This window comes from Pseudomonas sp. CCC4.1, assembly GCF_035019225.1.
Classification (GTDB): Bacteria; Pseudomonadota; Gammaproteobacteria; order Pseudomonadales; family Pseudomonadaceae; genus Aquipseudomonas; species Aquipseudomonas bubulae.
Map to the genome: position 1 here is coordinate 32,239 of NZ_JASJWL010000002.1, position 20,357 is coordinate 52,595.

The window sequence follows — 20,357 nt, forward strand, 5'->3', positions numbered from 1 at the left end:
TGTGCATGGAGCGTAGTAATTACGACGTTTATCGGCCTGAAGGGCCCCAGAGGGACTCTGAAGGCGATTTGAAGCACCCGCGTTCCTCTTCGCGGCCTTCGGCAGCGACGACAGGCTTGCGTTTCAATGCAAGCGCTTGCGGCACATCAATTGCGCCATCTTTGCCGCATCCGGGCGTTCAATCACACCCTTCTCGGTGACAATCACATCGATCAGGTCCGCCGGCGTCACATCAAACACCGGGTTGAAGGCCTGCACATCCGCGCCGACCCGCTTGCCACCCACTTCCAGCAGTTCGCGGCCGTCACGCTCCTCAATCGGGATGTCATCACCCGAGGCCAGATCCATGTCGATGGTCGAGCTCGGGGCCACCACCATAAAGCGCACGCCGTGGTGCATGGCGTTGACCGCCAGTTGGTAGGTGCCGATCTTGTTCGCCACATCGCCATTGGCAGTGATGCGGTCAGCGCCCACGATCACCCAGGTGACGCCTTTGGTTTTCATGATATGCGCTGCTGCCGAATCGACATTGAGCACCACCGGGATGCCTTCATTGGCCAGCTCCCACGCAGTCAGGCGCGAACCCTGCAGCCAGGGCCGGGTTTCGTCGGCATAGACCTGCTCGATCATGCCTTCGAGCCAGGCCGCCCGGATGACCCCCAGCGCCGTACCAAAGCCGCCTGTGGCCAGGGCTCCGGTGTTGCAGTGGGTCAGCACCGCCTGGGCATTGCCCTGATGGCGGCGAATGACATCGACACCCAACTGCGCCATGGTCAGATTGGCCTCGCGATCACTTTCGTGGATGGCAACAGCCTCTGCCTCAAGCACCTGCAATACATCCGCGCGGTTTTGGCTTCGAGCCAGACGTTCGCGCATGCGATTCAAGGCCCAGAACAGGTTCACTGCCGTAGGACGCGAGTCCGCCAGCAGGGTGAAGTCCTCTTCCAGCGCTGCCAGCCAGTCACCACCTGCAGCCTTGCGCACACGCGCAGCCAGCACCACGCCATAGGCCGCCGCGATACCGATTGCCGGGGCGCCGCGCACGACCATGTCGCGAATCGCTTGCGCCACACCGTCAACGCCGGTGTACGCCAGCCAGCTCTCTTCAAAGGGCAGAATGCGTTGATCCAACAGATACAGGGCGTCATCCCGCCAATCGATGGCCTTAACCTTTTCCGCAGCCAACAGTCGATCGCGCATGCCTTCCCCCATTACCTGGTAACAAAGCGGCCGATTATAGCGAGCCCACCCCCAAGACGCTCGGGTATACTTCGCCTCCTTTTATAACGCACTGGAATCAGTTTTCGATGCCGACCCCAACCACGCCCCTGGACTTACTGCTGTTACCCACCTGGCTGGTGCCTGTAGAACCGGCCGGTGTCGTACTCAAGGATCACGGCGTGGGCATTCGCGACGGCTGCATTGTGTTCATCGGCCCGCGCGAACAGGCGCTGAAGCTCACCGCCACGCAAACCCGCGAGCTGCCGGACATGCTGCTCAGCCCGGGGCTGATCAACGCGCACGGGCACGCGGCCATGACGCTGTTCCGCGGCATGGCCGACGACCTGCCCCTGATGACCTGGCTCGAACAGCATATCTGGCCGGCCGAGGGCAAATGGGTCGATGAGCAGTTCGTGCGCGACGGCACCAACCTGGCCATCGCCGAACAGCTCAAGGGCGGCATCACCTGTTTCAGCGACATGTATTTTTTCCCGAAAGTTGCCAGCGAGTGCGTGCACAAGAGCGGTATCCGTGCACAAATCGCCATTCCGATTCTCGACTTTCCGATTCCCGGCGCCAGCAGCGCAGACGAATCCCTGCGCCAGGCCGTCGAACTGTTTGCCGACCTGAAGTTTCACCCGCGGATCAAAATTGCCTTCGGTCCCCATGCGCCTTACACCGTAAGCGACGACAACCTGGAGAAAATCCGGGTCATCGCCGACGAGCTGGATGCCGCCATTCATATGCACGTTCACGAAACCGCCTTCGAAGTGCATCAGGCCGTCGAGCAACACGCCGAACGCCCGATGGCCCGCCTCGCCCGCCTGGGCTTGCTGGGCCCGCGCTTCCAGGCCGTACACATGACCCAGATCAGCGATGACGACCTGGCCATGCTGGTAGAAAGCAACTCCAGCGTGGTTCATTGCCCCGAGTCCAACCTCAAACTGGCCAGTGGCTTCTGCCCGGTGGAGCGCCTGTGGCAAGCCGGGGTCAATGTGGCGGTGGGTACCGACGGAGCGGCCAGCAACAATGACCTCGATCTGCTCGGCGAAACCCGCACCGCCGCCTTGCTGGCCAAGGCCGTTGCAGGCTCTGCCACCGCGCTGGACGCCCACCGCGCACTGCGCATGGCCACCCTCAATGGCGCGCGCGCCCTGGGCATTGAAAGCGACACCGGCTCGATCGAAATCGGCAAGGCCGCCGACCTGGTAGCCTTTGACCTCAGCGGCCTGGCCCAGCAACCGGTTTACGACCCCGTTTCGCAGTTGATCTACGCCACTGGCCGCGATTGCGTTAAACATGTGTGGGTCGCAGGCAAGCAGCTGCTCGAGGATCGACACCTGACCCGCCTGGACGAGCAACAACTCTGCGCAACCGCAAGGGCCTGGGGCGAACGCATAAGCGGCCATACTCATTGATTCAGTACCTTCGGGCCTGCGCCCGGAGCTTTACCAGATTATTCAGCTTTAGAGGATTTACCCATGAGCAACGTTGACCACGCCGAGATCGCCAAATTCGAAGCGCTAGCCCATCGCTGGTGGGACCGTGAGAGCGAGTTCAAGCCGCTGCACGACATCAACCCGCTGCGCGTCAACTGGATTGACGAGCGCGTACAACTGGCTGGCAAAAAAGTCCTCGACGTCGGCTGCGGCGGCGGCATTCTCAGCGAGTCGATGGCTCAGCGCGGCGCCACCGTAATGGGCATCGACATGGGCGAAGCCCCGCTGGCCGTGGCACAGCTGCATCAGCTCGAGTCCGGCGTAAACGTTGAGTACCGCCAGGTCACTGCTGAAGATCTTGCTGAAGAAATGCCCGGGCAGTTCGATGTAGTCACCTGCCTCGAAATGCTTGAGCATGTACCCGACCCGTCGTCGGTGATCCGCGCCTGCTACAAAATGGTCAAGCCCGGTGGCCAGGTGTTCTTCTCGACCATCAACCGCAACCCCAAGTCCTATCTGTTCGCTATCCTCGGTGCGGAATACATACTCAAGCTGATCCCCCGTGGCACCCATGACTTCAAAAAATTCATTCGCCCTTCCGAGCTGGGCGCCTGGAGCCGCCAGGCCGGATTGAGCGTCAAGGACATCATCGGCCTGACCTACAACCCGCTGACCAAGCACTACAAGCTGGCCGCCGATGTTGACGTCAACTACATGATCCAGACCCTTCGCGAGGAGTAACACATGCGTTTAAGAGCAGTTCTTTTTGACATGGACGGCACCCTGCTCGACACCGCGCCGGACTTTATCGCCATCTGCCAGGCCATGCGCGCCGATCGCGACCTGCCTCCCGTCGCAGACAAACTTATCCGCGACGAGATTTCCGGCGGTGCACGCGCCATGGTGGCAGCGACCTTCAACATGGACCCTGACGCACCTGGCTTTGAAGAGCTGCGTCAGGAGTTCCTGGAGCGCTATCAGCGCGATTGCGCAGTCCATACCAAGCTGTTTGATGGCATGGAAGAGTTGCTCGCCGATATCGAAAAGGCCCATCTGGTGTGGGGCGTCGTTACCAACAAACCGGTGCGGTTCGCCCAGCCAATCATGGAACGCCTGGGCCTGGCCGAGCGCTCGGCGCTGCTGATTTGCCCCGACCACGTCAAAAACAGCAAGCCGGACCCCGAGCCGCTGATTCTGGCCTGCAAAATGCTCGACCTTGACCCGGCCAGCGTACTATTTGTAGGCGATGACCTGCGAGATATCGAGTCCGGGCGCGATGCCGGGACCAAAACTGCAGCCGTGCGCTTTGGTTATATCCACCCTGACGACAACCCTGATCACTGGGGTGCGGACGTGGTGGTCGATCATCCGGCCGAACTGCGCAAAGTGCTGGATAACGCGATGTGCAGCTGCTAACGATGACCGATTTTGTTGAGGTTTTTTATGTTTGATTATTCAGCCCGCCCCAACCTGCTCCAGGATCGGGTGATCCTGGTTACCGGCGCCGGTCGCGGCATCGGCGCTGCTGCAGCCAGGACCTATGCCGCACACGGCGCAACCGTATTGCTGCTGGGCAAGACCGAAGCCAACCTAAGCCAGGTCTACGACGAAATCGAAGCTGCGGGCCATCCGCAGCCAGTGGTTATCCCGCTCAACCTCGAAACCGCCCAACCCCATCAATACGATGAGCTGGCCGCCATGATCGAGACCGAGTTCGGCCGCCTTGACGGGCTGCTGCACAACGCTTCGATCATTGGTCCGCGCACGCCGCTGGAGCAGCTGTCGGGGGAAAATTTCATGCGCGTGATGCATATCAACGTCAATGCCATGTTTATGCTCACCAGCACCCTGCTACCCCTGCTCAAGCTGTCGCAGGACGCCTCGGTGATCTTCACTTCCAGCAGTGTCGGGCGCAAAGGCCGTGCTTACTGGGGTGCCTATGGCGTCTCCAAGTTCGCCACCGAAGGCTTGATGCAAACCCTGGCCGACGAAGTCGACGGCGTGGCCCCGGTACGTGCCAACAGCATCAACCCCGGCGCGACCCGAACCAGCATGCGCGCCCTGGCCTATCCGGGTGAAAACCCGGAGAACAATCCAGAGCCACACGAAATCATGCCGGTTTACCTGTACCTGATGGGCCCGGACAGTACCGGGATCAACGGGCAGGCTTTCAACGCACAGTAACAGGGCTACAAACAAAAACCGCGGGCTGCATCCCATGCAGCCCGCGGTTTTTTTATGCACTGAAAAGCCGGTGTTCAGCTCTCGACCAGTTCCCGATGCTCACGCGCCACAGCGGCCTTGTCGAACAACAGGCAACTTTGCAGAAACAGATACATATAGTCGTAGCTCTTGCAGATGGCTTTGCGCAGTTCAGTGATCTGCTCCTGACTCGGATTCATTCCCACGAGGGTACAGACAATTTCCAGCGCCTCCCAGGGATGCTCGTCATCGTACTGGGCGTGCATCTTCAGCCACTTCATCGCGCGCTTGCGTTGATCGACCGCAAACGACTCTTCATAGACATCGGCTGAGCAGACAATCGCCGCCCACTCACCCACGGCACCCTCGATGGCGTAGTTGGTGGCAGCCATCGCCACGGCCAGCGAATCCTTGGAACAGCTATGCCAGCACCAGTCGTTCAGCGCCTGAAACTCGGCAGGCAGGTCCTGGGCATTGAGGTCTTCAAGGCTGACCCCATGCGCCAGCGCCCAGTTCACCCAATAGTCGGCGTGGTTAAGCTCGACCCGGATATTGCGAATCAGCCAGCGGCGGGCCATGTCTTCGCCGGGGTGACGCCCGTAGCGGGTCTTGCCCAGGTTATGGCCCATATACAACGAAAACTGCTCGACCACCGGCCAGCCGCCCACGAGAAACATGCGCATTGCTCTGGGGCTCAAGGTGTTGTCACGCATGCGCTTGTAAATTTCGTGTTTGACTGCCCGACGTTTGCTTTCGCTACAGTCCCGAATCAACTGCCGGGCCCACTGGGGGTAACTGGCTTCCTCCATAAGAGGCCCCGTTCGGTTGAAGACTTCACTCACAATCCAAATCCTTTTTGATAATAGACTTTAGAAATGTAGAACAGATCAACGCAACGTGCCCGGGGACTTCAATGCCAACGCCCGGGCACGCTGAGGACGCTGAGGACGCTGCAACAAACTATCGAACGTGAATAACTGTGGCCGCTGGACAATATAGCCCTGCGCATAATCAACGCCGATTTCAATCAAGGCCTCTTCAATCTGCGTGCTTTCAACAAACTCGGCAATCGTGCGTTTGCCCATGACATGGCCAATATGATTAATGACTTCAACCATGGCACGATTGATCGGGTCGTCCAACATGTCCTTGACGAAACTGCCGTCGATCTTCAAAAAGTCGACAGGAAGATGTTTCAAATAGGCAAATGAGGACATCCCGGCACAAAAGTCATCCAGTGAAAAGTGACAACCCAGGGTTTTAAGATCATTGATAAAACGGATGGCATTACCCAGGTTGGCAATTGCACTGGTTTCAGTAATTTCAAAACAGATGAGTTTTGGCGACACGCCGTAACAGTCAAATTGTTCATGCAAAAACGCAAGAAAGTCATCATCGCCAATGGTTGACCCAGACAGGTTGATCGCACACATGGCCATTGGCCGCCCACCCGCCTGGGCTGAACATTCCGCAATGATCCTGAACACATTTTCGACCACCCAGCGGTCTATCGAACTCATCAAGCCATAACGTTCCGCCGCAGGAATAAAACTGTCGGGGAATACAATGCGACCGTTTTCATCTTGCAGGCGCAACAGAATCTCGATATGCCCGCCCCCGTCCTGCACAGGTCCCAGGGGGGTTATTTCCTGGGCATACAGACTGAAGCGGTTTTCTTCCAGTGCGACATGCAAGCGCTGTACCCAGGCCATTTCACCAAAGCGCAATGACAACTCCGTGTCATCCACATGATAAACCTGCACCCGGTTGCGGCCCTTTTCCTTGGCCATATAACAGGCCATGTCCGCAGCCCGCATCAAAGACTCAAGGGTGACTGGCGCTTTATGGATATGCACAAGGCCGATGCTGATGGTGCTCATGAACGGGCGCCCTTTCCAGGCAAAATGCAGGCTTTGCACCGCCTGACGCAAACCGCCGGCGATTTTTTCCGCCATGTCCACCGGGCAGTTTTCCAGCAGGATGCCAAACTCATCCCCACCCAGCCGGGCCAGGGTATCGCCTTCACGCAGGCCGGTACGCAGCAAGGTACAAATATGCCGCAACAGCTCATCACCCGCCGCGTGACCGCAGGTGTCATTGACCAGCTTGAACTGGTCCAGATCAAGAAACATCAGGGCATGCCGGCCCTGCTGGCGCCCCAGGTTCTTCAGTACCAACTCCAGGCGGTATTCGAACTCACGTCGGTTGGCCAGCCCGGTCAGTGCATCATGGGTCGCCTGCCAGGACAGGTTGGCAATGTACTGGCGCTCCTGGGTCATGTCATGCAGCACCAGCACTGCGCCACTGACATCGCCATCGTGAAGGATTGGCGCACCCACAAGGGTTACCGCAACGGTACTGCCATCCATGCGTTGAATCTGCCGGGAGTGCTCGCGACTGTTACCCAGCTCGCCAGTGAGAATACGCTCGACCAGCCTGGGGCCTTCGTCCTGATCGTTGTCATCAAGCAACTTGAACAGCGCAGCCAGGGAAATGCCTTGCGCCTGCTCGGACTTCCACTGGGTCAAGTTCTCGGCCGCAGGGTTCATATAGGCAATCGCGCCATTGACGTCGGTGGTGATAACACCGTCGCCAATCGACTGCAGGGTGATTTGCGCCCGCTCTTTTTCCAGCTGCAGCGCCTCGGCAAAAGCACGGCTCTGCTTGAGCACTTTATGGGTGCGCTTGAGTACCAGCAGGATCAGCGCCACCGCCGTGACCAGGTTTATGACCACCAGCAACCGCCAGATAAAGCGCGAGCCTTCACCCAGCGCATCACTGAAAGCCTTGGCAGAAGGCGCAATACCCTCGTTGATGGCGAAAATCTCGTCTTCCCAGCGCTGGGACTCCGCAGCATCGGCATTGCCGGCGAGGATGGCCTTGTGCATCTCCTGGGCCAGATTGTCGAGCTTGAGCAGGTAAGCATCACCTATGGCCCACTTCTCGATGGCGGTTTCCATATAGCTTACATGGCGGAAGTAGCGGTAAAACCAGATAATGCTGGAGGCATCTTGCGCGCTGTTGCCGCCCTGCAGAATGCCTTCGCGGGCAGCGACTTCATTGGGTGGGGACTCATCCATCGCCAGGCGTAACTTATGGTCGCCCTGGGGAACACTTATGGCCTGTGTGTATTTTTCGTAATAAACCGGGTCATGGGTATCGGAATACAGATAGAGAAAGTAGATGGCGTCCTTCTGCCCCTTGGACCATAAACTTTCGCCACCGACATAACTCCTCACGGCAGAAAGCATATACAGACTCACGCACCCCAATAACGCCTGGAACAGCACGACAGCAATAAAAGGCCAAACAATGCCCAATAAGCGTGGTGTACCAAGGGGGCGTTTAGATTTCATGAGTTCCCTTTGCTTCATGGAGTCAAATGAAAACCAGAGAGAAAATCTCACTACAAGTCAGCCTAGGCCAATTTTTCAAAAATTGAGTAGTCTGAGCCGATCTAAATCTTCAATAAGCGTGCAGCCGCATCATTATGTTCATTGAAGCAAGCAATGCGCCTGTGCAAAAGAACCTGCTCGAGAAGATCGTGAGCAATACCGTGTATTGGCCGGATAACTGCGATGTTCATGGGCTTTCGCGTGCAGGCTCGCCCCCACAACCCTGCGACATCACGTCTGCTGCAGATGCCCGTAGAGCTTGGCATAGAGCCCACCCTCTGCAATCAACTGCTGGTGATCGCCCTCTTCGGCAATGCACCCACCATCAAACACCAGCACCCGGTCAGCCTGTTTTACCGCAGATAAACGGTGAGCGATGATTAAAGTTGTGCGCCCGCTCAAAAATTTTCCCAAAGCGTGATGCAGGTTGTATTCGGTGGCAGCATCCAGGGCACTGGTGGCCTCGTCGAGGATCACCACCTTGGGTTCGGCCAATACCATGCGCGCAATCGCCAGGCGCTGACGCTGACCGCCGGACAAACGCACCCCCGAACGCCCCACGATGCTGTCCAGGCCCTGGGGCAGCGCATCAATGGTGCCATCGAGCTGAGCGATTTGCAGGGCGTGCCAGCACGCTTCATCGGTTCGTTCACGGCCCATGGTCAGATTGGCACGCACGGTATCGTTGAACAATGCCGGGTGTTGCAGCACCACCGCCACATGCTCGCGAATGGTCTGCAGGCCGATTTCGGGCTGGCTGGCATCAGCAAAGCGGATACTCCCCGACTGCGGCGTGTATAAGCCCAGCAACAGTTGCACCAGGGTGCTTTTACCACCACCGCTAGTGCCGACAATGGCCACCTTCTCACCAGGAGCAATGGTCAGGTTAAGGTGATCGAGTACCTTTTCGTCGCCATAGCTGAAGCTAAGGTCACGCACTTCGATGCCGACCGTCTGTCGCCCCACAAATGGATTGGCGCCGCCGGGGTATTGTGGCTCGTCGTTGCGCGCCAATAACTGATTGATCCGCGTAACGGCGCCATCAGCGGCATAGAAGGCATATTGCAAATTGAGCAACTGCTCAACCGGCCCGATCATGAACCACAGATAACTGAACACTGCGAGCATCTGACCGATCGACAGATCCGAAAACAATACCGTCAACATCGCGGCGGCTCGAAAAATATCGATCCCGAACTGGAACAACAAACCGCTGGCGCGATTGGAGGCATCGCTCTTCCACTGTGAAGCCACGGCAAAGTCCCGCACTTCTCGCGCCCGTAACCCCAGACGGCCCAGGAAAAAGCCCTGACGGTTACCTGCACGCACTTCCTGGATGGAATCCAGCGTCTCGGTAAGGGCCTGGGTAAAGCGCGCCGTGCTGTCGTTTTCAAGCTTTTTCAGGTGCTTGACCCGCTTGCCCAACTGCACCGTGGCGTAAATCACCAGCGGGTTGAACAGCAAAATCAGCAGCGCCAGCTGCCAGTGCATCCACAACAAAATCGCCGAAGTGCCCACCAGAGTGAGCATCGCCACCAAAAATCGGCTCAGGGTTTCTCCGACAAACTTGTCGAGCGTATCGAGGTCGGTGACCAGATGAGTCGTCACCGTGCCGCTGCCCAGGCTTTCGTACTCGGCCAGTGATATTCGCTTCAAGCGTTCGATCAGGCACAGGCGAATGCGAAACACAATGTCCTTGGCCAGCCGCGAAAACAGCCGCGCCTGCAGCACGTTAAACAGCAAAGCACCGCAGCGCAGCAACAGGGTAATCGCCAGCATCAGGCCGATATAGCCTGCCGCGCTTTGCCACGCAGTCGGCAGCCAGTGGTTCATGATCTTCAGCGCAGCGTCCCCGTTACCCAACAGCACCTCGTCCACCAGCAAAGGCAGAAGCAAGGGGATCGGCACACTGCACAGGGTCGCCAGCACGGCAACGCCGTTGGCAAGCCACAGGGCTTTTTTATGGCGCAGAGCCAGGCGGCGGATTTCGGCCCAGGTCAGGCGATCCGTCACCGCAGCCGCAGGCGGTACAGCAGAAGGATCAAACACGTGCAGCGCGTTCAAGCCAGCGAGCAAGCAAGTCAGACAAGGGCGCAAGCGGCTGATAGCCGTTGGTCAACAACGCCAGCTGGCCGTTGCGCTCGGCAAGCAAGGTCGGAAAACCGGCAATCCCCAGATCCTGCACCCAGGTAAAATCCGCGGCTGTCGCTGCATGCTGCTCGGCAGAGTCAAAAGCGGCAGCAAATTCGATACGCGGCACTCCCGCGATTTCAGCCAGTTCGACCAGCACACTGGCCTGGGTCACATCACGGCCTTGTACGTAAAACGCCTGCTGTATCAGTTTGACCAGCTGCCAGGCGCAATCGGGGGCAAGGCTGCGTACCGCGACAATAGCCCGGCAGGCAGGTTCGGTGTCGTAGATAAAGCCGTCGGGCAAGGCCCCCTCGAAGTTGAAAGGTTGCCCGGTGGCCTCTGTGACCGCCTGCCAGTGCTCAAGAATATAGCGCCGCGTAGCAGGCTCAAGCGCCGAGCCACTGCCGGTGCGCAAACCTCCCACTACCAGATGCAACTCAACGCCTGCGGCCTGCGCCTGCTCAACCAGCGCCTGGGCGATGGGCGAAAAACCCCAGCACCAGGAGCACATTGGATCCATCACATAGAGCAGGCGCGCTGTCATATCAGGCCTCGGCAGCTTTACGGTAGTTGTGACCGATCGGGTGCGGCTGATTACGCTCCTTGGCCAACTCGATCTGCTTTTGGCGATCAATGGCGCTGCGACGGGTTTTCTCGCTCAAGCTGTCCCAGCAATACGGGCAACTGATACCGGGCTGATAGTGCTCGGACTCGCGATCAGCGAGGCTGATCGGGGTGCGGCAGGCATGGCACTGATCGTATTCGCCGGCGCTGAGGTCATGGCGCACGGTAACGCGGTTATCAAATACAAAGCAGTCGCCCTGCCATTTGGTTTCTTCCTGGGGTACCTCTTCGAGGTACTTCAGGATACCGCCCTTGAGGTGATAAACCTCGTCAAAACCCTGGCTGAGCATATAGCTCGAAGCCTTTTCACAGCGAATGCCGCCGGTGCAGAACATCGCGACTTTCTTGTGCCTGGCAGGGTCGAAATTGGCTTTGATATAGTCGGGAAATTCGCGAAAGCTGGTCGTTTTCGGGTCGATAGCGCCTTCAAACGTACCGATCGAAACCTCGTAATCGTTGCGGGTGTCGATCAACAACACCTCTGGATCGCTGATCAGCGCATTCCAGTTCTCGGGGTCGACATAGGTCCCGACCTTCTTGTTCGGGTCCACGCCTTCAACACCGAGGGTGACGATTTCTTTCTTGAGCTTGACCTTGGTCCGATAGAACGGCTGGTCATCGCAGTAGGATTCCTTGTGATCGATATCGACCATGCGCGGATCAGTCTTGAGCCAGGCCATCAGCCCGTCAATACCTTCACGGCTGCCGGATACCGTACCGTTGATGCCTTCTTCGGCGATCAGCAAGGTGCCCTTGATACCGTTGTCGACCATGGCCTTGAGCAGTGGCTCACGCAGCTCGACATAGTCCTCAAGGGTGACGAATTTATACAGTGCAGCTACAACAACAGGCGAAGTCATCGCATCAATCTCCAGGTGGCTACCCTCGTAAAGGGTGAACCGGGCGCAAAAAAAAACGCGCCGACGAAGCGGCGCGTTGCGGATTCTAACAAAAAGCAGGCGGATTACGCCAACTCAGTGCCCACCGCCAGCACAGGTCGGCGATGCCGGGGCCGTGCCGATTTTCGCCCATTCCACAGGCGTGTACGTGTGCAAAGCCAGCGCATGGAACTCGCCCATCAGGTCACCCAGGGTGGCATAGACCTTTTGATGACGCTTGACGCTGTTGAGCCCGGCGAACTGCTCGCTGACCACCACTGCCTTGAAGTGGGTCTGCAACCCACGACTGTGCATATGGCTTTCATCCAGCACGCTCAGGTGCTCGGGTTGCAGAGCGCCTAGCGCCGCTTCAATACGCTGTTGCATGCTCATTCAGGCTCCGCTTACTTCTTTTTGGCCGGGGCCGCTTTTGGCTCCAGCTCGGCTGTCATGTCTTCTAGCAGCTTGTTGACAACCGGCACTGCACTTTCCAGTTTGGCCTGGGTCATTTGTGCCGATTGCTGGGTCAGTTGCGGCATTTTTTCCAGCACTTTCTTGCCCAGAGGCGACTGGTAGAACGCTACCAGGTCCTTGAGCTCAGACTCGGTGAAATTGGTGGTGTAGAGCTTGACCATGTCCGGCTTCAGCTTGTTCCAGCCAATGGCTTGATCCAGAGCGGTGTTGGCTTTGGCCTGGTAAGTTTCCAGTAGGGCTTTCTTGGAGGCTGGTGCTTTGGTTTGCTCGAAACGCTGAGCGAACATTTGCTGCACTTGCATATACACCGGGGTACCCAGCTTATCGGCATGTGCCAGTTTCAGGAACGTTTCAGCACTGGCAGCGTGGCTAGCTGCATCGGCGAAAACCTGGCCGCTGGCGCAAACCAGAGCTACCGCTGTACAGATGGCGCGAAGACGGGTCATCGAGTTTCCTTTTCTAGCAAGCGAGGTTTAACCCCAAGGGCGGCCATTCTGCGCCTAATAAAGTGTGTCACTCAACCCCGACACTGATAGACGTTCTCATCAGCCGACCAAAAGCACCGAAAACGCAAGATTGAACCCTTAGTGTGAATCAACGCCTAAGCTGTCAGGTCAGACTTCAAGGAGAAAGAGCCGATGAGCCGTATCGAAACCGACAGCCTGGGTGAAGTAAGCGTGGCCGATGAGGCTTATTGGGGGGCGCAGACACAGCGGTCACTGATCAACTTTGCCATCGGCAACGAAAAAATGCCGCTGGCGGTTCTGCATGCCCTGGTCTTGATCAAAAAGGCTGCCTCGCGGGTCAATGACCGCAACGGTGATTTGCCTGCCGATATCGCCCGCCTGATCGAACAGGCCGCCGATGAAGTGCTCAACGGTGAACACGACGACCAGTTCCCGCTGGTGGTGTGGCAGACAGGCAGCGGTACACAGAGCAACATGAACGCCAACGAAGTCATTGCAGGACGCGCCAATGAACTGGCGGGCAAAGGCCGTGGCGGCAAGTCGCCAGTCCACCCCAATGACCATGTCAACCGCTCGCAAAGCTCCAACGACTGCTTCCCCACCGCCATGCATATCGCCGCCGCCAAGGCTGTGCACAATCATTTGCTGCCCGCGATCAATGAACTGGCAGGAGGCCTGGCCGAGTTGTCGGCACGGCATATGAAACTGGTCAAGACCGGCCGCACCCATATGATGGACGCCACGCCGATCACCTTCGGCCAGGAGCTGTCAGCCTATATCGCGCAGCTGGACTACGCCGAGCAAGCCATACGTTCGGCCTTGCCCGCAGTGTGCGAGCTGGCACAGGGGGGTACCGCGGTGGGCACCGGGCTGAATGCACCCCACGGTTTCGCCGAAGCGATTGCCGCTGAACTGGCTGCGTTATCTGGCCTGCCATTTGTGACCGCGCCGAATAAATTTGCCGCGCTGGCCGGCCACGAGCCCTTGACCACCTTGTCAGGCGCCCTCAAAACACTGGCCGTGACCCTCATGAAACTGGCCAATGACTTCCGCCTGCTGGGTTCCGGCCCCCGCGCCGGGCTGGCCGAAATCAAACTGCCCGCCAATGAGCCGGGCAGTTCGATCATGCCGGGCAAGGTTAATCCGACCCAGTGCGAAGCCTTGTCGATGCTGGCGTGCCAGGTGATGGGCAACGATGTTGCCATCGGCTTTGCTGCAAGCCAGGGGCATTTGCAACTGAACGTCTATAAACCGGTGATCATTCACAACCTGCTGCAATCCATCCAGTTGCTGGGAGACGGTTGCAGCAACTTTTTCAAACACTGCGTCACCGGGCTTGAGGTCGATGCCGCCAAAATGGCCGAACACCTGGAGCGCGGCCTGATGCTGGTGACCGCACTCAACCCCCATATCGGCTATGACAAGTCAGCCGAGATTGCCAAAAAGGCCTACGCCGAAGGTTTGACCCTGCGCGAAGCAGCACTGGAACTGGGCTACCTCACGGACGCCGAGTTTGACCAGTGGGTTCGTCCTGAAAACATGCTGGGCGCGGGCAAGCACGGCTAGGCGGTTTTTTACAATCCTGGGCCCGGGGTTGCAACCTTGAACACCATCACTTCCTTGTCGGGGGTGATGGTGCCAACCAGTTTGAACAAGCGGCCATCTGCCCTGGCTTGCTGTACTGCCACAGCTGCAGGGTTGAATGGCACTTCCTCCAGGGATTTTCGCACGACGATATCGACCCATTCGTCAGACATCATGACTAGTTTACTCGCGGATCCACGATCAAAAAAAACATGCCCCCAAGTGTTGCCGGTAGCCCGTATATGCCTGACTTCCATCAGATACAGATCACCGTTGGGACCACGTAGCACCATACCGAAACCGGCAGCCCCCACTTTGTAGCGACCGCCATCAAGTAATGTGTAACCACGCTTTTTCAAGACCAACTGCATGACGCTTTTGGCCAGAGTGTTTCTCATATTAAACGTAGAGATCAATCCGGCACGCATTGCTGCATAGTTGTCAATAAGGGCGGCAACCTCCACATCCAGATCGCGGATCGACATATGACTGCGCAATTGACGCACGGCATCAATGTTGTAATACCTTCCGGATGTCGTCGGGAACACCGAGCGCATACCCTGCAGTTCGTCATAGACCGGTGCCCAGATCGGCAGGGGCTGCTTGTTGGCCATGGCCGTCAAGGCTTCGTCCAGCCTGCCCACCGGGAATTGCTTGCGGCGCAGGCTCTGCTCACACAGACGCTCCAGCTCCAGCACATCAGGTGCCCGTATCACCTGTGTGTCGACAGACTGGATGATCTGGCGCGTGTAGTTGCGCAAAAATGCATAGACTTCGTGGTCAAAACCGGTTGCAGGCAAGTCAAGCGCCTGGCGCACCAGGGCCTCCAGACTGGGATGTTCTCCGAGCCTTGGCATCAGGTGCCAGTTGCTGATGACCAACCGTTGTGTGACCGGATCAAATACCCCATCACTTTCGATAAACAGCGTGCTGCTACCCTCATCACCCGTGCGCACCACTTTCCAGGAAAACTGCTCAGTATCCAGTTGCACCCGATAGAACTTGTTGTCCATAAAGACAAAATCTTCGGCGACCTCTTCAAACAGATCGCTACCGGAGACTAGAGGCTGATCGGTGAGGCGATATACCCCTTCGGGCGTTAATACACCCTGAGCCTGCAGTCGGGTCGGATCAGCAGGATCAATACGATAGATTCCAAAATTGCCTGCACTATCAAGTTCGCTGGAAACAAACAAATCCCGATGGCCGATAACCACCCTGTCCATCGACTCGAGGCCTTGAGGATGTACGGCAGGAATTGGCGCCGGGGTAACCGCGGCCGTCACAGCGTATCCATCAGGAACCTTGCGCGTGGATGTAACGGGGGTTGAATCAACAATCAGCTCTTCCAGCTCCGGAAACGGCGCCCCTCCCTTGCCCCCGACATCGGCGTGATACTCCCAGCGCCCCCGTGCATCCATCCTGATCGGCGGTTCATAGTTCTTGGGCGGGCGCGCCTTGAGGCGAAGGGTTTTCTCACCTGAGCGACGATACACTTCGTACACTTTTTCATCGATCTGAATGTACATCTTGTTATTCAAGAGATAGACATTTTCGTTTTTCCCCCTGAGCCTCACGGCGTCATAGAGCGGGACTTTGACCTCATAGCCCTCGAATGCCTTGGTACGCCAGGGCTTGCGGGAAGTGACAGACGGCAATAGATCCTTAAGGCGTTTTTTCTGCAACGATTTACTGGCTCTCCACCCTGCGTCATATAGGGTTGCTACGGCCTTGGTCACCGTTTCATCCAGGCTGCCCAGCACTGCGCTTACTGCTCTGGGGCGCGCCACCAGAGGTGCGAGCGTAAGAACCGCCTCGCCCAAATTAAGCGCGGCAGAGAAAGCCAGCCACGCTCCCGCCTTGTAATCGCCTCGGGCAAACGCACTGATGGCCGCAGATGCGTCATTCCAGCCGTCATAGACACCAATGGTTGTGCCAATACCCGGAATAACCGACAGGCCAATCTTTATGTAGCTCAGATCCCGCTGCGCAATACGCTCCATCTGACGGCGCTCGATATCCAGCGCCGATCTGGAGGAACCATAGACCTGCTCCTTGAGCCGCCCCATGCGTGCCAGGTACTGCATGTCAGTCAGCGACACATGGGACGCCTTGACCGGGTCAATCACGAGAAAACCGTAAGTTCCGACACGCAAAATGGCATTGATGTTCTGAATATTCCGCGCAACGCTCGAACCGGTCTCTGTACTGTTTGCGAAGTAGGTGAGCAGCTCCCTGTTGAGCAGCACATGATTGGAGAGACGTTCAATCAGATGCTGGAACCCGGAACCTTCGAAGAACTTCTGATTACCCGGAGCGCCCGCCAGATACATCAGCGCCAGCCCCGAGGTTTTGTCATGCACCACAGACACCCCGATCAAGGCTTGTTCGGTATAGGAACTGTCCCCCCGGTCTGGTGAGCGTAACCAGGTATAACGGTATTCGATGTCGAATTCGGCGTCAGGTTTGTGATTACCATTGCCGGGTGCGGTCGCTGCCTGCGCCAGCCTGTACCCCCGCTCTGACAGGTGGCTGCGCTGACGTGCGACCCAGGCCTCTAGGTTGATGGCTTGCCTGAACACTCCCAGTCGCCTGGCAATATCGGGAGCTCCGGGCTGGCTACCCCCTACTGTGCGACCCAGAAAAGCACGGGTGATCCTCATGCTGTAAAGCATGGCAACATCCAGATCCGGAATGGTTTTGAGCAGATACTTAAGGTCAATACCCAGCGCCTTGGTATCCACGCCATCCAGAGTGAAGTAGCTGTGCTTGAGACGCAGCATCTGCTGTTCGTCATTCACATCAATATTCTTGCGAGCAAGCTCGGACAAGCTGAAGGTGTGACGCGCAAGACTGACGTCATCCCAGGTTGAAAAGCCGGTGATCGCTATGCTTTCCGACGTATCGCCCGCCAGATGCGGACGCTCGGCCCTCTCGCTCGTTTGCAACACCTCAACGATGACCCGATCGGGCATATCGACCCTGACCGCATCCGGATCGATATCTCGTTTTAAATCGGCCTTGAGCCGCTCAGCCAGCTTATCGCGGGTAAACACCTCGAATGACGGCAGATGACGGTTAAGATCGTCCTCCAGCCAAAGGGCATTACGTGCGTAAACCACAAGTCCCTTGGCATATTCGGCCCGCTCTTCGACCGATGCCCGCAGCAACCAGTCCGGCAAGTCCTGCGTAGCCTGTGCCGTACGCAATTGTTCCGCCACAAGGTCAATGCCCTGTTCACGGGCCTCATTGCCCGGTGCCAGCAGGTTTTGTGCGGTTTCCAGACGCAAGCGCTCAAGAGACTGCGCAACCGTCGATTCGCTGTACAACAACTGGCCCCTGGCTATAAGCGAAGCAATTTCTTTATAACCGGCGATTTGATCCTCAACCCCCAGACTGAAGGCATGACCATCTAGCACACGCAGGATAACGGGGCTTTCAGTACCCTCGAGCATTATCGCTGCCCGAGCAGCAGCGCGGTTTTTCAGCGAAACATGGCCGAGCCAGAACCCGTCCGGATCGGCCCGAACGCTGCGGGCCAGTTGGGTCTTGAGCTGAGCCACGGAAGTGAATGCGTGCAAACCGCCCGCATTGCCCGGAACGAACAGAAATACGGGCCCCGGATGTTGATGGTCATCAAGCGCAGGCTGACGAGTTATCACCATCGCCCCCTGCAGCAAATAAGAGCGTTGCGAGGTGCCCAGGGACAGGTCGCAAACGCAGCTGACACTTTGCCCGCGGAGTGAAGACCAGGGTTCGCTGACAACTTCTTTTATCTGTTGATACGCAGATTCGCTCAACCGGCCTTCATACACTTGCAACTGTGCTTCGGCCAGCAAGCTGCGCGACCTGCCCGTAGACAAACGCTGCAACAGACTAAGCCCGCCGGCATCCAGCCGGGTCCAGAAGTCGGTGCCCTGAGATTCGGCCCCCTCGAGCAGCCTGTCCGTTGCCTGTTGAGTTTCGGCACACTGGGTCAGAGCCTGCTCATGAGTATCCCGGTAAGCGGCCAAGCGAGTCATCGCCTGATCAGCAGTGCCTATAAATGACTGCAGGCTTGCTTCGTAGCGTGAGACTTTTCGCTCTCGCAGAGTACCGGGCAAATTGATAGACAGGCTGCCAAATGAAAGGTACTGGTCAGCGTTAAGGGTGTGGCTGTTTTCGGACATGAAAGCGTTCATCCCAAGTGATCGACAGTCACCTGATCTGAACAGAAACCCGGAGTGCATCAGTGGTAGATATATAGTCGCAGGCTAACCCCGTGTTGCCGCGCACAAGCGAAGCACCACAGGGTAAGTACCGTGTTACTTCTTCTTGCGCTTTTTTTCCTGCCTGTCGCGTTTCTCGAAGGCTGCTTCCAGAGCCTCGTTGATCGTGCGTAGCACCTTTACCCGTGCCCAGCGCTTGTCATTGGCTTCAACCAGGGTCCAGGGCGAGATTTCGGTGCTGGTGCGATCCACCATGTCGCATACCGCACTGCGGTACACATCCCACTTTTCGCGATTACGCCAATCTTCCTCGGTAATCTTGAAGCGTTTGAACGGGATTTCTTCACGCTCCTGAAAACGCTCAAGCTGGGTGTCCTTGTCGATTGCCAGCCAGAATTTGACGACAATCGCGCCTGCTGCCGTAAGTTGTTCTTCGAAATCGTTGATTTCGCCATAAGCGCGCATCCAGTCCGCTTTCGTGCAAAAACCTTCGACCCGTTCAACCAGCACCCGGCCATACCAGGAGCGGTCAAAAATGGTGAATTTGCCCCGCGCCGGGATATGTCGCCAAAAACGCCAAAGATAAGGTTGTGCTCGCTCATCCTCGGAAGGCGCAGCAATAGGCACAATGATGTACTGACGCGGGTCCAGCGCTGCCGCCACCCGCCGGATAGAGCCGCCTTTGCCTGCGGCATCATTGCCTTCAAATACGGCAATCAATGAATGCCGGCGCATCCGTTTGTCACGCATCAGGCCCGATAGACGCGCCTGCTCAGTGATCAATTGCTCCTGGTAATCCTCTTTTTCAAGATGCCGGGTCAGGTCCAGGCAATCGAGCAGGGTCAATTCGCCTTGCTTGTCCGGTAACGGCGGCACACCCGCCGGGCGGGCTGCAACCTTGGGGGTATGCAACGCCGCCTGCAACCCTTCAAGAAGGATTTTGCCCACAGTCAGACTGCGGTAATAGGGGTCAATACCTTCGACGATATTCCACGGTGCGTAATCACGACTGGTGCGGCGGATCGCCCGCTCGCCATAGCGTACGAACTTGTCATAAGTTTTGGACTGCTGCCAGTCCAGCGGGCTGATGCGCCAGCTGTGCAATGGGTCATCCTTGAGGGTTTGCAGGCGTTCTTTCATTTGTTTTTTGGACAGGTGGAACCAGAACTTGAAGATCACTGCGCCCTCATTGCACAGCATCTTTTCCAGACGTTCGGCGCCCGTGATCGCCTGATCAAGCACGGCATTCTTGAACAGGCCGTGAACCCGGCCCTGGAGCATCTGGCTGTACCAATTGCCAAAAAACACGCCCATCCGCCCCTTGGCGGGCAATTGACGCCAGTAACGCCAGGCCGGCGGATGAGCCAGCTCTTCATCGGTCTGGCTATCAAAAGTCCGCACTTCGATCAGGCGCGGATCCATCCATTCACTAAGCAGTTTGACCGTTTCACCCTTGCCGGCGCCTTCAATGCCATTGATCAGCACAATGACCGAAGCACGCTTTTGCTGATGGAGCTCAAACTGGGCTTCAAGCAACGCTTCACGTAAAGCGGGGGCTTCCCTGTCGTAGGTTTCTTTATCGATGAAATGGCCGATTTCAGCTGATTCGAACATGGAATGCTCCCTGGCAAGATGAACCAAGCCTAGCGGATTGCTCTGCAATATGCAGGAAGAAACCGAGCAAACCTGTCATGGATCAGTCCCGGCCTGACTGATCGGCTAGAATGGCTGC

General features: G+C 57.4%; 15 protein-coding genes. 5 read left to right on the forward strand and 10 right to left on the reverse strand.

The window, feature by feature from the left end; all coding sequences use genetic code 11:
- Positions 1-123: 123 nt before the first annotated feature.
- Complete coding sequence (mtnA, locus tag QN377_RS01285; RefSeq protein WP_095002807.1) at positions 124-1,200, reverse strand: S-methyl-5-thioribose-1-phosphate isomerase; 1,077 nt, start codon at positions 1,198-1,200, stop codon at positions 124-126.
- Positions 1,201-1,307: 107 nt separating this feature from the next.
- Between mtnA and QN377_RS01290 the strand changes: the two genes are divergently transcribed.
- The 4 genes from QN377_RS01290 to QN377_RS01305 all read left to right on the forward strand — a co-directional run bounded on the left by QN377_RS01290 (position 1,308) and on the right by QN377_RS01305 (position 4,844).
- Positions 1,308-2,639, forward strand: coding sequence for a TRZ/ATZ family hydrolase (locus QN377_RS01290; protein WP_095019028.1), 1,332 nt, complete (start codon positions 1,308-1,310; stop codon positions 2,637-2,639).
- 63 nt (positions 2,640-2,702) lie between these two features.
- Positions 2,703-3,401, forward strand: coding sequence for a bifunctional 2-polyprenyl-6-hydroxyphenol methylase/3-demethylubiquinol 3-O-methyltransferase UbiG (gene ubiG, locus QN377_RS01295; protein ID WP_095002809.1), 699 nt, complete (start codon positions 2,703-2,705; stop codon positions 3,399-3,401).
- 3 nt (positions 3,402-3,404) lie between these two features.
- Positions 3,405-4,076: an N-acetylmuramic acid 6-phosphate phosphatase MupP gene (gene mupP / locus QN377_RS01300; RefSeq protein ID WP_095002810.1), complete on the forward strand. Its 672-nt coding sequence runs from the start codon at positions 3,405-3,407 to the stop codon at positions 4,074-4,076.
- Positions 4,077-4,103: 27 nt separating this feature from the next.
- Entirely contained in the window at positions 4,104-4,844 is a 741-nt protein-coding gene (locus QN377_RS01305) for a YciK family oxidoreductase (protein ID WP_322213219.1), read from the forward strand.
- Between the two features lie 74 nt (positions 4,845-4,918).
- On the opposite strand, the gene QN377_RS01310 is transcribed toward QN377_RS01305, so the two are convergent.
- The 7 genes from QN377_RS01310 to QN377_RS01340 form a co-directional block, all read right to left on the reverse strand.
- Positions 4,919-5,704, reverse strand: coding sequence for a TenA family transcriptional regulator (locus tag QN377_RS01310; RefSeq protein ID WP_178126940.1), 786 nt, complete (start codon positions 5,702-5,704; stop codon positions 4,919-4,921).
- Positions 5,705-5,749: 45 nt separating this feature from the next.
- On the reverse strand, positions 5,750-8,218 hold the full coding sequence (locus tag QN377_RS01315; protein ID WP_322213220.1) for an EAL domain-containing protein: 2,469 nt from the start codon (positions 8,216-8,218) through the stop codon (positions 5,750-5,752).
- Between the two features lie 270 nt (positions 8,219-8,488).
- Positions 8,489-10,270 (reverse strand): ABC transporter ATP-binding protein, encoded by a 1,782-nt coding sequence (locus QN377_RS01320; protein ID WP_322214126.1) that lies wholly within the window; start codon positions 10,268-10,270, stop codon positions 8,489-8,491.
- 28 nt (positions 10,271-10,298) lie between these two features.
- Positions 10,299-10,934 (reverse strand): DsbA family protein, encoded by a 636-nt coding sequence (locus tag QN377_RS01325; RefSeq protein WP_095019031.1) that lies wholly within the window; start codon positions 10,932-10,934, stop codon positions 10,299-10,301.
- 1 nt (position 10,935) lies between these two features.
- Positions 10,936-11,874 carry a rhodanese-related sulfurtransferase gene (locus QN377_RS01330; protein ID WP_095019032.1) on the reverse strand — a complete coding sequence of 313 codons (939 nt, stop codon included), beginning with the start codon at positions 11,872-11,874 and terminating at the stop codon, positions 10,936-10,938.
- A 114-nt stretch (positions 11,875-11,988) separates the two neighbouring features.
- On the reverse strand, positions 11,989-12,285 hold the full coding sequence (locus tag QN377_RS01335; protein ID WP_130871743.1) for a BolA family protein: 297 nt from the start codon (positions 12,283-12,285) through the stop codon (positions 11,989-11,991).
- A gap of 11 nt (positions 12,286-12,296) precedes the next feature.
- Positions 12,297-12,812, reverse strand: a complete 516-nt coding sequence (locus QN377_RS01340; RefSeq protein ID WP_095002818.1) for a DUF2059 domain-containing protein — start codon at positions 12,810-12,812, stop codon at positions 12,297-12,299.
- Between the two features lie 192 nt (positions 12,813-13,004).
- Here QN377_RS01340 and QN377_RS01345 point away from each other — a divergent pair, with 192 nt between their 5' ends.
- Positions 13,005-14,399 carry a class II fumarate hydratase gene (locus tag QN377_RS01345; protein ID WP_095002819.1) on the forward strand — a complete coding sequence of 465 codons (1,395 nt, stop codon included), beginning with the start codon at positions 13,005-13,007 and terminating at the stop codon, positions 14,397-14,399.
- 8 nt (positions 14,400-14,407) lie between these two features.
- Here QN377_RS01345 and QN377_RS01350 read toward each other — a convergent pair whose 3' ends face one another.
- Together QN377_RS01350 and pap are read right to left on the reverse strand one after the other, a co-directional pair.
- A complete protein-coding gene (locus QN377_RS01350) occupies positions 14,408-18,646 on the reverse strand; it encodes a dermonecrotic toxin domain-containing protein (protein ID WP_323567607.1) in 4,239 nt (1,412 codons plus the stop codon).
- Positions 18,647-18,721: 75 nt separating this feature from the next.
- Positions 18,722-20,239: a polyphosphate:AMP phosphotransferase gene (gene pap, locus QN377_RS01355; RefSeq protein WP_095002821.1), complete on the reverse strand. Its 1,518-nt coding sequence runs from the start codon at positions 20,237-20,239 to the stop codon at positions 18,722-18,724.
- Between the last annotated feature and the right edge of the window lie 118 nt (positions 20,240-20,357).

What these genes read in the sequence shown, in the direction of transcription:
- mtnA (WP_095002807.1), bottom strand. Translation starts at nt 1,200, where the DNA reads ATGCGCGATCGACTGTTGGCTGCGGAAAAGGTTAAGGCCATCGATTGG.
- QN377_RS01290 (WP_095019028.1), top strand. Translation starts at nt 1,308, where the DNA reads ATGCCGACCCCAACCACGCCCCTGGACTTACTGCTGTTACCCACCTGG.
- ubiG (WP_095002809.1), top strand. Translation starts at nt 2,703, where the DNA reads ATGAGCAACGTTGACCACGCCGAGATCGCCAAATTCGAAGCGCTAGCC.
- mupP (WP_095002810.1), top strand. Translation starts at nt 3,405, where the DNA reads ATGCGTTTAAGAGCAGTTCTTTTTGACATGGACGGCACCCTGCTCGAC.
- QN377_RS01305 (WP_322213219.1), top strand. Translation starts at nt 4,104, where the DNA reads ATGTTTGATTATTCAGCCCGCCCCAACCTGCTCCAGGATCGGGTGATC.
- QN377_RS01315 (WP_322213220.1), bottom strand. Translation starts at nt 8,218, where the DNA reads ATGAAATCTAAACGCCCCCTTGGTACACCACGCTTATTGGGCATTGTT.
- QN377_RS01325 (WP_095019031.1), bottom strand. Translation starts at nt 10,934, where the DNA reads ATGACAGCGCGCCTGCTCTATGTGATGGATCCAATGTGCTCCTGGTGC.
- QN377_RS01330 (WP_095019032.1), bottom strand. Translation starts at nt 11,874, where the DNA reads ATGACTTCGCCTGTTGTTGTAGCTGCACTGTATAAATTCGTCACCCTT.
- QN377_RS01335 (WP_130871743.1), bottom strand. Translation starts at nt 12,285, where the DNA reads ATGAGCATGCAACAGCGTATTGAAGCGGCGCTAGGCGCTCTGCAACCC.
- QN377_RS01340 (WP_095002818.1), bottom strand. Translation starts at nt 12,812, where the DNA reads ATGACCCGTCTTCGCGCCATCTGTACAGCGGTAGCTCTGGTTTGCGCC.
- QN377_RS01345 (WP_095002819.1), top strand. Translation starts at nt 13,005, where the DNA reads ATGAGCCGTATCGAAACCGACAGCCTGGGTGAAGTAAGCGTGGCCGAT.
- QN377_RS01350 (WP_323567607.1), bottom strand. Translation starts at nt 18,646, where the DNA reads ATGCACTCCGGGTTTCTGTTCAGATCAGGTGACTGTCGATCACTTGGG.
- pap (WP_095002821.1), bottom strand. Translation starts at nt 20,239, where the DNA reads ATGTTCGAATCAGCTGAAATCGGCCATTTCATCGATAAAGAAACCTAC.